Genomic DNA, 12,598 nt, shown 5'->3' with positions numbered 1-12,598 from the left:
CCAGGGACTCGACAGGACAAGTGAAATGATCTATAGCAACTGTTAAGCTCATCTACATGCTGGATATGAGGCGCCTGCAGATCCTCCGTGCTGTGGTCACCAGCGGATCGGTGTCCGCAGCGGCCGCGAATCTCGGATACACACCGTCGGCCATCAGCCAGCAGGTAGCGGCTCTGGAGAAGGAGGCGGCGACGCCGTTGCTGGAGAGAGCCGGCCGGGGCGTACGGCCCACCGAGGCCGGGCGGCTGCTGACCGGGTACGCGGACACCATCAGCAGGACCGTCGCCGAGGCGGAGACGGCGCTCGCCGACCTCCGGGAGGGCCGGACCGGCCATGTGAGTGTCCGCTACTTCAGCTCCGCCGGCGCTTCTTTGGTGGCTCCGGCACTCGCCCGCATGCGGCACGGCCACCCGGGCATCCGGGTCGAGCTCAAGCTGAGCGATCCTCACGACCCGTTGCCGGAGGTCAAAGAGGGCTCTGCCGATCTGGCGGTAGTGGTCCGGCCGCAGGGGGACGTCCCGGGTGGGGTCCGCCTGGTACCTCTTCTCGACGACCCGTACCACGTGGTCCTGCCGGTCGGGCACCGGCTGGCAGGGCAGCCGGTGATCGATCTCGGCGCCCTCGCCGACGAGGCATGGGTGGGCAGCGAGCGGGCCTCCGACCGGTGCCTGGACATCGTGCTGACCGCATGCGCGTCCGCGGGCTTCAGCCCCGGCTTCACGGTGGAGAGCGGGGACTACGCGACGGCGCTGGGTTTCGTCGCCGCCGGCATCGGTGTGGCGCTGATCCCCCGGATGGGCTTGCGCGGCACCGATGCGGACGTTGTCGTGCGCCGGGTCCGGGGGCCCGAACCGGTCAGGGAGATCTGCGCGGCGGTGCGCGGGACGACGAACGTCCCGCCGTCACTGGGCGCCCTGCTCACCGCACTCTCGGACGCCGCGAGCTGCCTGGACGCGTCTCCTCCGGAGTCCGCGGCGGCAGGCAGGGACTGACGGCGGGGGCTCGGCGCGCCGACGCGTCCATCGGCCGTAAGCGGGGCGTGCGTCGGCACCACGGGCCGGCGGGACGGAACTCCGCCTCGCCGGGCCGGGGTTCGGCCGGGCCTGCCGCAGCAGGTCAGGCCTTGCTGGTGCAGATCGTGTCGTACGGCCTGCCCGGACTCGGGAACAGGTCCATGGGGTCGGCTCCCGCAGGACATTCCTCGGCCGTCTTCGTCAGGGCCACCACCTTGCTCGCGCCGCTGCCCCCAGCACCGCAGGCCACTTCCTTGGCCGTGTCGTCCACGCAGTCGCCCACCACCAGTTGGCCACCGCCCGCTCCGGCATCACCGGGGTGGTCGCCGGACAGGTTGCGGCCGCAGATGGTCTTGCTGGGGAGCCCGTTGCTGGCGTCACCGGAGCCGATGGCGACCTTCACCGAGATGATCTCGTCCGTACCGGCCGGGCATTCGACGGCCCCGGCGAAGAAGGAACCGTCAGTGACGGCAAGGGCCTTGATCGTCGCCTTGGGGTCGTCGCAGTCGAGGCTCTGGAAGCTGTCCTTCGCCCCGCCGCTGTCGGGCCCGGCACAGTCTCCGACCTTCCACTCCCGGGCCTTCTGATCGCCGCCGCCGGAGGATTCGCCGCAGGCAGTGGTGACCCCGAGGACGAGCGCGAGGAGCAGCACCGCCCTGGCACCCGCACCAGGACCGCGTCGCGATGACGAAACCGGGTTGCTCCGTCTGCTGTGGGGTCGCGTGCTGCCGTGAACGCTCATCTGCTGCTCCTTGGGTATATGGCGTGGCACGCAAGGCATTTCGGCGTGGCACACGCGCGCCTGACGACGCCCGGAAGGAGCGTGGCGGTTCCCGGGGCGGACCGTGCCGCTTGCATGCGTCCCCCGGGCGCGCTCCCGCACGGCCGTAAGCGGAGGTCTGCGGCCTGCACGGGGATTCCCATGAAATCAGGGGCGCGGGAGCAGGAGCCCGGTTAGAGTCCTGGCATGCACTTCCATCAGATCTACGGCTGAGGCGGACGGGGCAGCGCCCCGTTTCCGTCACGCACGCCCGTGCGCCTCCACGACAGGGACGCCTCTCGTGAGGCCGGCGCACCGGTGTGCTGTTTCCCCTTCGCCGTAGAACTGAAATGAGTGATCTTCCATGTCCCGTCGCCGTGCCCACATCGCGATGATCGGCATCCCCATCGTCAGCCATGTCCTGCCGACTCTTGAGGTCATCCGCGAGCTGGTGGCCCGCGGCCATCGGGTGACGTACGCGAACGATCCGGCGGTGGCCGACCTGATCACCGCCACCGGAGCGGAGTTCGTCGCCTGCACCTCCGTGCTGCCGGTCGCCGACAACAACTGGCCGGACGACCCCATCGCCGCGATGGGCCTCTTCCTCGACGACGCGGTCCAGGCCCTCCCGCAGCTGCGTGCCGTCTACGACCACGACCCCGCGGAGCTGTACCTGTACGACATCGGCGCTTACGCGGCACGCGCCCTCGCCGAGGCGCAGAGCCGTCCCGCCGTGCAGCTGTCCCCCACCTTCGTGGCCTGGACGGGCTACGAGCAGGAGGTCGCAGCACCGGTGTGGAAGCTGCCCGGCGCCGACGCGTACCGGGCCAGGTTCACCCAGTGGCTCACCGACTGCGGAGCGTCCACCACCGACATGGACGCCTTCTCCGGCCACCCCGCGCGAGCCCTGGCCCTGATCCCCCGGGCGATGCAACCGCACGCCGACCAGGTCGACAGCAGCACGGTGACGTTCGTCGGGCCCTGCTTTCGCCCGCGGGGAGACAGGGAGGCCTGGGTACGCCCCTCCGGGGCCGACAACGTCCTGCTGGTCTCCCTGGGCTCGGCGTTCACACGTCAGCCCGAGTTCTATCGCCGGTGCCTGGCCGCGTACGGCAACCTGCCCGGCTGGCACGTCGTACTCCAGATCGGGAAGCACACCGATCCGCAGGAGCTCGGCGACATCCCGCCCAACGTCGAAGTGCACTCCTGGGTACCCCAGTTGGCGATTCTGGAGCAGGCCGATGCCTTCGTCACCCATGCGGGGATGGGCGGCAGCAGTGAGGGGCTGTCCACCGGTGTTCCGATGATCGCCGTTCCTCAGGCCGCCGAACAGTTCATGAACGCCGACCGCCTGGTCGAGCTGGGCGTCGCCCGCCGCATCGACACCGCCGCGGCCACTCCCTCGGCGTTGCGGACCGCACTGTGCGAGCTGGTCGCCGACCCGGAGGTCGGCCGGCGTTCCGCGCAACTCCGCGCCGACATGCAGGCCGAGGGCGGCACCACACGGGCCGTCGACCTCATCGAGGACACGCTGTCGGTGGCTGCACACCTCGGGACGAGGTAGCCCCGACGCCCTGCGCCGCGGCCACGCGCGTATGGCCCAACCTCACTGATTCGGCGGCCTCCTGACGGATCTGCGGGCAGACCCTTCGGCGGGGCGCACGAGCCCCGTGGTGCAATGGGGGCCGCAGAGCAGATCACGGGGTGGAGTGGCGCGTGTTGAGCAACGGTGGTCCCGTCGCGGGGAGTTTCCAGCCGCTGGAGGACGACGATCCGCGGGTCGCGGGCAGTTACCCCCTGGTGGCGCGGCTCGGGTCCGGCGGCATGGGGCGCGTCTATCTCTCGCACACGCCGGGAGGGCGGGCCGTGGCGGTCAAGGTGATCCGTCCGGAACTGGCCCAGAACCCCGAGTTCCGGAAGCGGTTCCGGGCCGAGGTCGCTGCGGCGAGCCGTGTCCACGGGCTCTATACGGCTCCGGTCGTGGACAGCGACACCGAGAGTTCCATGCCGTGGTGTGCGACCGCCTATGTTCCGGGGCCGTCCCTCGCCGATGCGGTGCGTGACCAGGGGCCGCTGCCCGTCGACACCGTGCTGCGGTTGGTCGCCGGAGTCGCGGAGGCACTGCAGGCGGTCCACCGCGAGGGCATCGTGCACCGGGATCTCAAGCCGTCGAACGTACTGCTCGCCTCGGACGGGCCGCGTGTCATCGACTTCGGCATCGCCCGGACCGCGAACACCACGTCGGTGACGCAGAGCGGTACGGCCCTCGGCACGGTCGCCTACATGGCACCGGAGCAGGTGCTCGGCGGGGAGGCCGCCGCTTCGGCCGATGTGTTCGCGTTGGGGCAGACCGCCGTGTTCGCGGCGACGGGCGGTGCCGCCTTCGGCGACGGGGATCCGCACGCGGTGCTGTACCGGGTCGTGCACGAGGAGCCCGACCTGGGCAACGTGCCCGGCCACCTGAGGGACTTGGTGGCTGCGTGTCTGCGCAAGCCCGCCGCCGAGCGGCCTTCTGTCGAGGAGGTCATACGCTGGGTTCAGACGCTCCGTGCGCATCACGGGGACGCTGGGCAGTTCACGTCCGAGGCGTGGCTACCGGACGAGCTGGCGGCCGGAATCACGGCTCGTACCGAAGGGGCCGATCACGCCAGGGCGGGGGCGGATCCGCGCGCGTACCGTCACGACGGCTTCGGCCCCGCGTCGGGCTACAGCCCCACCGATCCGTCCCACGCCGTTCTGCCCGGGCCGTTCGTGATGGGATCTCAGGCCGTACCGCATGGGTACGCGCCGCCTGCCGGACCGCAGTCACAGCATCCGGTCGGTGCGGCGACCTCCTCGGTGGCCGCGAACGGGAAGGGCCGCAGGGCCCGGGTCTGGATGCTGTCGGCGGCCGCCGTCGTACTCGTCGCCAGTGGGGCGACCGCCGCTCTGCTGCTCGTCCCGGGCGGCGGTGAGAAGAGCGACGGGGCGGCGCAGGGTTCGGCCGCCTCGCAGTCGGCTCCTGCCGCCGAGGCGTCATCGTCGGCGTCGGGTTCCCCGTCCGCCCGAGCCTCGAAGAGGCCCACGCCCACCGAGTCGGCACTGCGGTCCACCCCTTCGGGCCCCGCGACACCCACGCGGGCCGCGACGTCCGCTCCCGCGGTCGCGGAGCCCAGCAGGCCCGCGGCCCCGAAGCCCCCCGCCTCGGTGACGTACTCCGGGATCCGGATGACGGCGAGCCACGACCTGTATCTGGCGGACACCCCGGTGCGGTCCAAGGCGGACGCGGGGAGCGCCGACGAGGACCTCACGTACGCCGTCTACTCCTCGGGCTCCGTCCTTGCCCCGGGCACCACTTCCGGCAGCTCCCTGGCCCTGCTGCCCGCCGGTCGGCAGGGGACCCTGTCGGCGTGCAGGGCGGCGACCGGCTACAAGAGCTACGTCTGGGTCAAGGATCTCACCGTGGGCCAGCACCTGTGCGTCGTCAGCGGGACGGGCCACGTGGGGCTCATGACGTTCCGGGGCTCGTCGGGGACGGCGTACGCCACCTTGGACGTGACCGTGTGGCGCAACGCGGCCTAGGGTCTCGCGAACCCCTTTGCTCCTAGAATCGGGCCATGAGCAGGACTGACCGCGCCGGCCGGATGATCGCCGCACCACCGGCGGCTGTCTACGGCGCTCTCCTCGACCGGGAGTCGCTCGAGGCCTGGCTGCCGCCGGACGGCATGCGCGGGCGGGTCGAGCGGTGGGATCCCCGGCCCGGTGGCGGATTCCGGATGATCCTCACCTACCTCGACGCCGCAGACAGCCCCGGCAAGACCTCGGATGCGACGGATGTCGTCGACATCGTGTTCGCCGACCTGGTTCCACCGGAGCGCGTGGTGACACGGGCCGTGTTCGAGGCCGACGACCCGTCGTACGCGGGCACCATGACGATGACCTGGTACCTCGCTTCCGCCGGTGACGGGACCGAGGTGACGGTCACCGCCACGGACGTACCGCCCGGCATCGACCAAGCGGACCACGAGGCCGGGATCGCGTCCTCGCTGGACAACCTGGCGTCGTACGTCGAAGCTGCGGGCTGACTCACCTCGCCTGCGCCGGGGACTGCGCTCAGTTCCCGACGCCGAGGCCCGACATGAACGCGGACGGGTAGCGGTCACCGCGCGCCGAGCCCGGCGGCACCGCCTTCTCGATCTCGGCGAGGTCGTCCGCGGTGAGGTTCAGGTCGATCGCGGGCAGCGCCTCGGCCAGTCGCTCGCGGGTGCGAGCCCCGACCAGCGGCACGACGGCCTCGCCCTGTGCGGCCACCCAGGCGATGGCCAGCTGGGCGACGGTGCACCCCTTCGCCTCGGCGACCCGGCGCAGGGCTTCCACGAGGGCGAGGTTGTGTTCCACGTTCCCGCTCGAGAACCGCGGGCTGAAGCTGCGGCTGTCGCCGGGACCGGCGGTGTGGCCGGCGGACCAGTGCCCGGAGATGAGGCCGCGGCTGAGTACGCCGTACGCGGTCAGGCCGATGCCGAGCTCCCGCAGCGTGGGCAGGATGTCCGCCTCCACCGCACGGGAGATCAGCGAGTACTCGATCTGCAGGTCGGAGACCGGGTGCACGGCGTGCGCCCGGCGGACGGTCGCCGCGTCGACCTCCGAGAGGCCGACGTGCCGCACGTACCCGGCGTCGATCATCTCCTTGATCGCGCCCACCGTCTCCTCGATCGGTACCGCCGGGTCCAGCCGTGCGGGGCGGTAGATGTCGATGTGATCGGTGCCCAGCCGGGTCAGTGAGTAGGCCAGGAAGTTCTTCACCGCCTCGGGACGGCCGTCCGTACCGTTGAACTCCGGGCCCGGCCCCCGCAGCATGCCGAACTTGACGCTCAGCTGATAGCTGTCCCGATCGCGGCCGCGCAGCGCCTCGGCGAGCAGCATCTCGTTGTGGCCCATGGCGTAGAAGTCGCCGGTGTCGATCAGCGTGACGCCGGTCTCCAGCGCGGCGTGCACGGTGGCGATACTCTCCGCCCGGTCGGCCGCGCCGTAGACACCCGACATGCTCATCGCGCCCAGGCCCAGCGCGGAAACGGCCGGTCCGGTGCTGCCAAGGTTTCGGGTCTGCATCGCGTTCTCCTTCGTCGTCGGTCTGTCTCCCACCTTGCGGCCGCGCGGCGGCGTACGGGAGCGGAGCGTTCATCATGGGAGAGCCGCTCCCTGGATCGGATCGTCCCCGCGAGGGACCATGGGGTCATGCAACGCGCCGAGCTCGCCGACTTCCTGCGCCACCGCCGCGAGGCGATCCGCCCGGCCGAGGTCGGCATCTCCGACGGCCCCCGCCGCCGCACCGCCGGGCTGCGCCGGGAAGAGGTGGCCATGCTCGCCGGAATGTCGGTGGACTACGTCGTACGCCTCGAGCAGGGCCGCAGCAGTCAGCCGTCGACCCAGTTGCTCGGCTCGCTGGCCCGGGCCTTGCGTCTCTCCGACGACGAGCGGGACCACCTGTTCCACCTGGCGGGCCACCAGCCGTCGCCCGCGGAAGGGGTGGCCCGGCTCGCCCGCGCCGGCCTGATCCGCATGCTCGACCTCCTGGGTGACACCCCGGCCATGGTGCTGTCGGACCTGGGTGAGGTCCTCGCGCAGAACCGGGCCTCCATTCTGCTCACGGGCGACCAGAGCGGCTTCTCCGGCGACCGGCGCTACCTCGTGTACCGCTGGTTCACCGATCCGGCTGCCCGCGCCGTCGGCTCTCCCGAGGAGCAGGAGTACCGCTCCCGCCAGGTCGTGGCCGACCTGCGCGCGGTCGCCGGCCGCCGTTCCGGCGACCCCACGGTCGCCGGACTCGTCGAACGGTTGCAGGCGGCGAGCGCCGACTTCCGTCGGCTCTGGGCCGAACACGAGGTGGCTGTCCGGCGGGCCGACCGCAAGACGATCCTGCACCCGCGTGTGGGCCGTCTGGTGATGGACTGCGAGACCCTGGTAACTCCTGACCAGGGACAGCAGTTGCTGGTCCTCACCCCGGCGGACGACGAGGCCCGTGAGCGGCTGGAGCTGCTGCGGGTGCTCGGCATCGAGGAGTTCCCCGTGGGAGCGCCGGGCACGCGCGAACAGTGAGGCGGCCACCGGCGAAGGCAAACCTCCGTTCCGTCAGCAGACAGCGCCGTAGGCTACGGCTGTCATGACTTCCCGCAGGCCAGGCCCGCGCCTGATCCGCTCCGGCCTGCTCGCCCGCATTCAAGGAGACGGCAGTGAGAAGCAACGCCTCGCGGTGGCCGGTACCGATCATCGCGTTCGTTCTGGCGCTGCCGCTGCTGACCGGCTGCGCCATCGACGAGGGCACGGCGCTCGCTGCGGATTTCGAGGAGAACTGGGCCGGCACCTCGGACGTCGAGAAGGTCAGCACCTTCGAGGACAACACCCTGCCCTTCATGGGAAAAGCGACCGGTGTGCTCGTCCTCGAGGACGGCACCCCGCCCGATCGCGTGGCCGAGCGGGCGGACGAGCTGAGGGAGTACGTCGCGCGCAACGACTCGGTCACCGGCCGGATCACGGCGGACGGCATCACCATCACCGTTGACGCGGACGAGCGGCGTGCCGGCGAAGTCGTGGCACTGTGGCGGTCCCTGGCGGCGGACGAACGGGTGGTGGACGGCGACATCAGTGGGTCGTCCTCGAAGAAGGGCCACCGCTGGCTGTCCAAGGTCACCGCAGTGGACTCCGCCGGCGCCCTGGCGGTGTTCGACGACATGGCCGGCAGCGGCGGCCTGCACCGACCGCTGACGGATGTGACATCGGTCGAGGTCCGTACGGGGCGCGACACGCGGCCCGGCCTCCTCGTCCAGTCCGACGTCGACGGCGGCCTCCCGACGGAGGCGATCGCCGCGTACGAGGCCGTGGTCGCTGAGCACCCGGTCGTCGGCGCGAGCCTGCAATCCGCCCGCGTGAGCATCACCTTGGCGGACGCGGCGGATCGGGACGATGCCCTGGAACTCGCACGGCGGGCGGCGCCGGGACTGGATGCGACCGCCGTCTCGATCACCGGTGCGGGCGGCGCCTGACCGCTGGAAGGGCGGCGCCCGGCCTCCGAGGGCGGCGCGGCAGCCCATCCGGGCCTCGGATCGTGAACCGCCACGCAGGGTGCGGCCCGACTTGATAGGCAAGTGAATGTTTGCCTATCCTGGGGGTGTGGCCGACGACCTCTTCAAAGCCCTCGCCGACCCGACCCGCCGCACGATCCTCGACGAGCTCACCGAGAAGTCCGGACAGACACTGTTCGAGATCTGCTCGCGGCTGAGCATGAAGCATCAGCTCGGCATCTCGCGCCAGGGGGTCTCCCAGCACCTCGCCGTGCTGGAGGCCGCCGGGCTCGTCGAGACCAGGCGGGAGGGCCGCTACAAGTTCCACGACCTGAACACAGCCCCTCTGCGGCAGATCGCCGAACGGTGGCTCGTGCCCGACACATCCGGACCGGAGAAGAGCACCTCATGAAGATCCATCTGACCAGCGTCTTCGTCGACGACCAGGCCAAGGCCCAGCACTTCTACACCGAGATCCTCGGCTTCGTGACGAAGCACGACGTCCCGCTGGGCGAGAAGGACCGGTGGCTGACCGTCGTCTCGCCCGACGAGCCCGGCGGTACCGAACTCCTCCTGGAGCCCGCCGGTCACCCGGCCGCCAGGACCTACCGCGACGCGCTCGTCCAGGACGGCATCCCGCTGGCCCAGTTCGCCGTCGACGACGTCGAGGCGGAGTACGAGCGCCTGCGCGGCCTCGGCGTCCGCTTCATCCAGGAGCCCCTGAACATGGGCCCTGTCACCACCGCTGTCTTCGACGACACCTGCGGCAACCTGATCCAGATCGCGACGCAACCTCAGTAGGCGGTCCGTCGGCCGGCCCGACAGCGCGGGGCGTTCACCGGATGTCCGTACACCGCGCGGCGGAGCGCCCTACGCTGGGCCTCATGCCGACCCGGGTGCCGATCAGCGACGAGCTGCGTTCCGCGTTGGGCTCCCCCACGGAGGCCACCCTCCTGGACAGCAGCCCGCGCTCCCGGGTGTGGCGGGTCGAGCTTCGCGACGGTGGCCGGATGATCGTCAAGCAGATCACCGATGGCGGCGGAGGCGGTACCGGGCCCGACGGGGACGCGCGCTATGCGCGGGAGGTCGCCGCGCTGCGGCTCGCCGCACGGGCCACCCGTCCGACCGTCGCGCCCGCACTGCTCGGGACGGACCCGGCGTCCCGTGTGATGGTTCTGGAGTACCTGGACGACCTCGGCGGGGTCGACGACTGGCTACCGGGCTACGCCGAGTCCCTGGCCCGGCTGCACGCGCTCACCGGGCCGGCAGATGCGGGCACGCTCCCCTCCTGGTCCGGGCCGACGGCCGCCGACGCCGACTCCTTCCTCGCCCTCGCCAAGGCCCTCGACGTCCGTGTCCCACCCTCGGTGACGAACGAACTCGCCGGCCTGATCGAACGGCTCCGACCCGCGCCCCACCATGCGCTGCTGCACGGGGACCCCTGCCCCGGCAATGACCTGCGCACCGCCACCGGGGTCCGCTTCGTCGACTTCGAGCACGCGTCGCTGGGCAACGGCCTGGTCGAACTCGCCTACCTCCGTATCGGGTTCCCGACCTGCTGGTGTGCGATGTCGGTCACGGGTGCGCCGCTCGCGGAAGCCGAGGGCGTCTACCGTGCCACCTGGCGGAGCCTCACCGGCACCGACGTCCCCGGCGACCTCGCGGACGCCTGCGCCGGCTGGCTGATCCGTGGCGACGCACTCGTCGAACGCGCCCACCGGGAGTCGGTCGACCACCTCGCCCGGGTACCGGCGGAGGACTTCGAGTGGGGCTACGTATCCGCCCGGGAGCGCCTCGTCCACCGGCTCGGCGTGGTCGCCGGCATGACCCGCGACCACGACCGTCTGCACGCACTCGGTCACCTCAGCGCGGCACTGGCCGCACGCCTGCTGGAACGCTGGTCCACGCTGCGCCCGCTGCCCACGCAGGACACCCGCCCCTGGGACTGACGGCGTGGGTGATCAACGCCGCTCGTCGCCGGTCAGGCGTCCACGTGTCCGGCGATGTTCAGGATGTTGCCGTCGGGTGCGCGGACGAAGAACCGGCGCAGCCCCCACGGTTCGTCGGTGAGCGGGTGCACGATCTCGTACCCGCGCCGTCGCGCCTCGGCGTACGCGTCGTCGACAGCCGCACCGACCCTGACCGAGGCGACGGGATCCTGGGGCGCGGTGGCGTCGCGGGTGAGGAGCTGGAGTTCCGCACCTCCGTGGGGCGACCGGTAGCGGGCGACCCAGCCCAGGTTGAAGTCCTCGACGCTCAGGCCGAGGTAGCCGGTGTAGAAGTCCCGGGCGGCCGCGATGTCCGGCACGCGAAGATTCACTGTGATGCGGGTGGCTTCCATCATTGCTCCTCGAAGGCGGCTGGCTTGTCCCGTGGCGCACAGCCAGTGGCGCACTGTGCTCGCACTCCGCAGCCTGCCACCGCGCCACAGCCCCCGTGCCGCCAACGCGCGGGGGTGCCGCCACCATCGTGCCGGGCGGCCGGGGCGACACCGGCAGTTCAGGCTGCAGGCGGGGCGCCCGCCTCGGTTCGGGGCAGGTAGGCGCCCTTGGCGAGGATGCCGTCGATCTGCCGGCCTTCCGCCGTTGTCACGCGCCGATGGGGCAGCGGTACACCCACGATGTGTGCCAGGCGCCGGAGTTGGACATCGATGGCGGCCTCGCAGCTGACGCAGAAGTCGTCGGCGCCACGGCGCCCCTGGGACCAGCCGAGGAGCACCAGGGCGAGGGCGAGCGGGGCGGCCGGCCACCAGAGGACGGACACGGCCAGGTAGGGCAGGGCCCAGGCGACGCGGACGGTCGCGGCGGCGTAGTCGTCCCACGCGGCGGAGACGACCTTGGGGGTGCGGTCGCTGTGGAGTTGCCAGAGGCGGGGCCACACCCTGGCGAGGGATACGCCGTACTGGACGGCCACCCGCTCGTCCACGAGGGCGAAGCGGTCGCCGATCCAGGTGGCGCGGTGGGGCAGGTAGCGTTCCGGCGAGGCGTAGCCGCCGCGCCGGGCAGCGTCCAGGGCGAGCCGGCGGCGGCGCCTGATACCGGGGCCCATGAGGCGGCACAGGAGGGCGGACCTTCCTGTCCAGAGCCGGTTCACGACCAGGCTCGTCTCCCTGACGAGCACGGCAGTCACGGCGACTCCCGCGAAGAGCAGGCAGCCGACAACGACACCCTTGGTGCTCCGGGCCGTGCCGACGAGCGCGTCCAGGCGCCGGACCAGGACGTCGAGGTCGAGGGCGTGGGCCGCTCCGGAGGGTGCCATCGCCCAGGCGACGACCACGGTCGCGGCGAAGGGCACGCCCGGCAGGATCAGGAAGGCGAACCAGCGGTCGGCTATGCGTTTGCCGAGGTCGGAGAGGATGCCGTCCATCAGCCACCGTCCTCGGAGAGCATCGGGGTCCCGTCGAGATGGCAGCGCGGTTCCGTGGCGTCGGCGTTGCGCCCCCGTGCGGGGCAGCGGCCGTGCGGGCACCGGAATCCTTCGATGACGGGCCGCTCCTGCCAGGTCTCACCCGCCGGGAGTCCGGAGGCGCGGGATCCCTCGCGACGGAGCCGGAGTTCGCTCAGTGCGTCGGTGGCAGCCTTGCCCGCACGGACCTCGGCGAGCTCCCTGTCGAGGTCCGCCCGCCATCCGAACCGGTCGGCCTTCTGTCTGAGGTCGGGCAGGTTGGCGCACAGCCACCCGAGGGCCGCCTGTTCCTCGGTGGCGGCGGGTCGGGGGGCTTCGGCGTCGGGGGCATTGCGACGGGGGCGTCGCTGCCAGGGCAGGCGCACGCGGATGGGCATGCGAAT

Annotated in this window: 14 protein-coding genes; 9 read left to right on the top strand and 5 right to left on the bottom strand. The window is 71.6% G+C overall.

Annotated features, from left to right (window positions below):
* The first annotated feature begins 56 nt into the window (after positions 1-56).
* The gene (locus ACFQ6X_RS22845) at positions 57-992 is read left to right on the top strand and encodes a LysR family transcriptional regulator (protein ID WP_383184164.1); all 936 of its coding nucleotides are present in this window, start codon (positions 57-59) and stop codon (positions 990-992) included.
* Positions 993-1,116: 124 nt separating this feature from the next.
* Here ACFQ6X_RS22845 and ACFQ6X_RS22840 read toward each other — a convergent pair whose 3' ends face one another.
* Positions 1,117-1,755: a hypothetical protein gene (locus tag ACFQ6X_RS22840; RefSeq protein ID WP_383184162.1), complete on the bottom strand. Its 639-nt coding sequence runs from the start codon at positions 1,753-1,755 to the stop codon at positions 1,117-1,119.
* Between the two features lie 382 nt (positions 1,756-2,137).
* On the opposite strand from ACFQ6X_RS22840, the gene ACFQ6X_RS22835 reads away from it, so the two are divergent.
* The 3 genes from ACFQ6X_RS22835 (at position 2,138) to ACFQ6X_RS22825 (ending at position 5,837) form a co-directional block, all read left to right on the top strand.
* Entirely contained in the window at positions 2,138-3,337 is a 1,200-nt protein-coding gene (locus tag ACFQ6X_RS22835) for a macrolide family glycosyltransferase (protein WP_383184160.1), read from the top strand.
* Positions 3,338-3,489: 152 nt separating this feature from the next.
* Complete coding sequence (locus ACFQ6X_RS22830; RefSeq protein ID WP_383184158.1) at positions 3,490-5,334, top strand: serine/threonine-protein kinase; 1,845 nt, start codon at positions 3,490-3,492, stop codon at positions 5,332-5,334.
* Between the two features lie 35 nt (positions 5,335-5,369).
* Positions 5,370-5,837 (top strand): SRPBCC family protein, encoded by a 468-nt coding sequence (locus ACFQ6X_RS22825; RefSeq protein WP_383184156.1) that lies wholly within the window; start codon positions 5,370-5,372, stop codon positions 5,835-5,837.
* Positions 5,838-5,865: 28 nt separating this feature from the next.
* Here the strand turns inward: ACFQ6X_RS22825 and ACFQ6X_RS22820 are convergent, their stop codons facing one another.
* Complete coding sequence (locus ACFQ6X_RS22820; protein ID WP_383184154.1) at positions 5,866-6,861, bottom strand: aldo/keto reductase; 996 nt, start codon at positions 6,859-6,861, stop codon at positions 5,866-5,868.
* 126 nt (positions 6,862-6,987) lie between these two features.
* On the opposite strand from ACFQ6X_RS22820, the gene ACFQ6X_RS22815 reads away from it, so the two are divergent.
* The 5 genes from ACFQ6X_RS22815 (at position 6,988) to ACFQ6X_RS22795 (ending at position 10,759) form a co-directional block, all read left to right on the top strand.
* Complete coding sequence (locus ACFQ6X_RS22815; protein WP_383184152.1) at positions 6,988-7,848, top strand: helix-turn-helix transcriptional regulator; 861 nt, start codon at positions 6,988-6,990, stop codon at positions 7,846-7,848.
* A gap of 134 nt (positions 7,849-7,982) precedes the next feature.
* The gene (locus ACFQ6X_RS22810) at positions 7,983-8,792 is read left to right on the top strand and encodes a hypothetical protein (protein WP_383184150.1); all 810 of its coding nucleotides are present in this window, start codon (positions 7,983-7,985) and stop codon (positions 8,790-8,792) included.
* A 127-nt stretch (positions 8,793-8,919) separates the two neighbouring features.
* Positions 8,920-9,222: an ArsR/SmtB family transcription factor gene (locus tag ACFQ6X_RS22805; RefSeq protein ID WP_383184148.1), complete on the top strand. Its 303-nt coding sequence runs from the start codon at positions 8,920-8,922 to the stop codon at positions 9,220-9,222.
* The gene (locus tag ACFQ6X_RS22800) at positions 9,219-9,611 is read left to right on the top strand and encodes a VOC family protein (RefSeq protein ID WP_383184146.1); all 393 of its coding nucleotides are present in this window, start codon (positions 9,219-9,221) and stop codon (positions 9,609-9,611) included. Before ACFQ6X_RS22805 ends, ACFQ6X_RS22800 begins: the two co-directional genes overlap by 4 nt.
* Before the next feature lie 83 nt (positions 9,612-9,694).
* Positions 9,695-10,759: a phosphotransferase family protein gene (locus tag ACFQ6X_RS22795; protein WP_383184144.1), complete on the top strand. Its 1,065-nt coding sequence runs from the start codon at positions 9,695-9,697 to the stop codon at positions 10,757-10,759.
* Positions 10,760-10,791: 32 nt separating this feature from the next.
* Here ACFQ6X_RS22795 and ACFQ6X_RS22790 read toward each other — a convergent pair whose 3' ends face one another.
* The 3 genes from ACFQ6X_RS22790 to ACFQ6X_RS22780 form a co-directional block, all read right to left on the bottom strand.
* Complete coding sequence (locus ACFQ6X_RS22790) at positions 10,792-11,151, bottom strand: VOC family protein (protein ID WP_383184142.1); 360 nt, start codon at positions 11,149-11,151, stop codon at positions 10,792-10,794.
* A 158-nt stretch (positions 11,152-11,309) separates the two neighbouring features.
* Positions 11,310-12,176, bottom strand: coding sequence for a hypothetical protein (locus ACFQ6X_RS22785; protein WP_383184140.1), 867 nt, complete (start codon positions 12,174-12,176; stop codon positions 11,310-11,312).
* A complete protein-coding gene (locus ACFQ6X_RS22780) occupies positions 12,176-12,592 on the bottom strand; it encodes a hypothetical protein (protein WP_383184138.1) in 417 nt (138 codons plus the stop codon). Before ACFQ6X_RS22780 ends, ACFQ6X_RS22785 begins: the two co-directional genes overlap by 1 nt.
* Positions 12,593-12,598: the final 6 nt, after the last annotated feature.

This window comes from Streptomyces sp. NPDC056452 (genome assembly GCF_042796085.1).
GTDB lineage: Bacteria > Actinomycetota > Actinomycetes > Streptomycetales > Streptomycetaceae > Streptomyces.
Note: the sequence above shows the minus strand (reverse complement) of the source record. Positions and strands in the feature narration are given on the sequence as shown.

Bases quoted from the DNA above. Each gene is read 5' to 3' on its own strand.
- ACFQ6X_RS22780 (WP_383184138.1), bottom strand. From the start codon at position 12,592: ATGCCCATCCGCGTGCGCCTGCCCTGGCAGCGACGCCCCCGTCGCAAT.
- ACFQ6X_RS22815 (WP_383184152.1), top strand. From the start codon at position 6,988: ATGCAACGCGCCGAGCTCGCCGACTTCCTGCGCCACCGCCGCGAGGCG.
- ACFQ6X_RS22840 (WP_383184162.1), bottom strand. From the start codon at position 1,755: ATGAGCGTTCACGGCAGCACGCGACCCCACAGCAGACGGAGCAACCCG.
- ACFQ6X_RS22800 (WP_383184146.1), top strand. From the start codon at position 9,219: ATGAAGATCCATCTGACCAGCGTCTTCGTCGACGACCAGGCCAAGGCC.
- ACFQ6X_RS22790 (WP_383184142.1), bottom strand. From the start codon at position 11,151: ATGGAAGCCACCCGCATCACAGTGAATCTTCGCGTGCCGGACATCGCG.
- ACFQ6X_RS22825 (WP_383184156.1), top strand. From the start codon at position 5,370: ATGAGCAGGACTGACCGCGCCGGCCGGATGATCGCCGCACCACCGGCG.
- ACFQ6X_RS22845 (WP_383184164.1), top strand. From the start codon at position 57: ATGCTGGATATGAGGCGCCTGCAGATCCTCCGTGCTGTGGTCACCAGC.
- ACFQ6X_RS22820 (WP_383184154.1), bottom strand. From the start codon at position 6,861: ATGCAGACCCGAAACCTTGGCAGCACCGGACCGGCCGTTTCCGCGCTG.
- ACFQ6X_RS22835 (WP_383184160.1), top strand. From the start codon at position 2,138: ATGTCCCGTCGCCGTGCCCACATCGCGATGATCGGCATCCCCATCGTC.
- ACFQ6X_RS22785 (WP_383184140.1), bottom strand. From the start codon at position 12,176: ATGGACGGCATCCTCTCCGACCTCGGCAAACGCATAGCCGACCGCTGG.
- ACFQ6X_RS22795 (WP_383184144.1), top strand. From the start codon at position 9,695: ATGCCGACCCGGGTGCCGATCAGCGACGAGCTGCGTTCCGCGTTGGGC.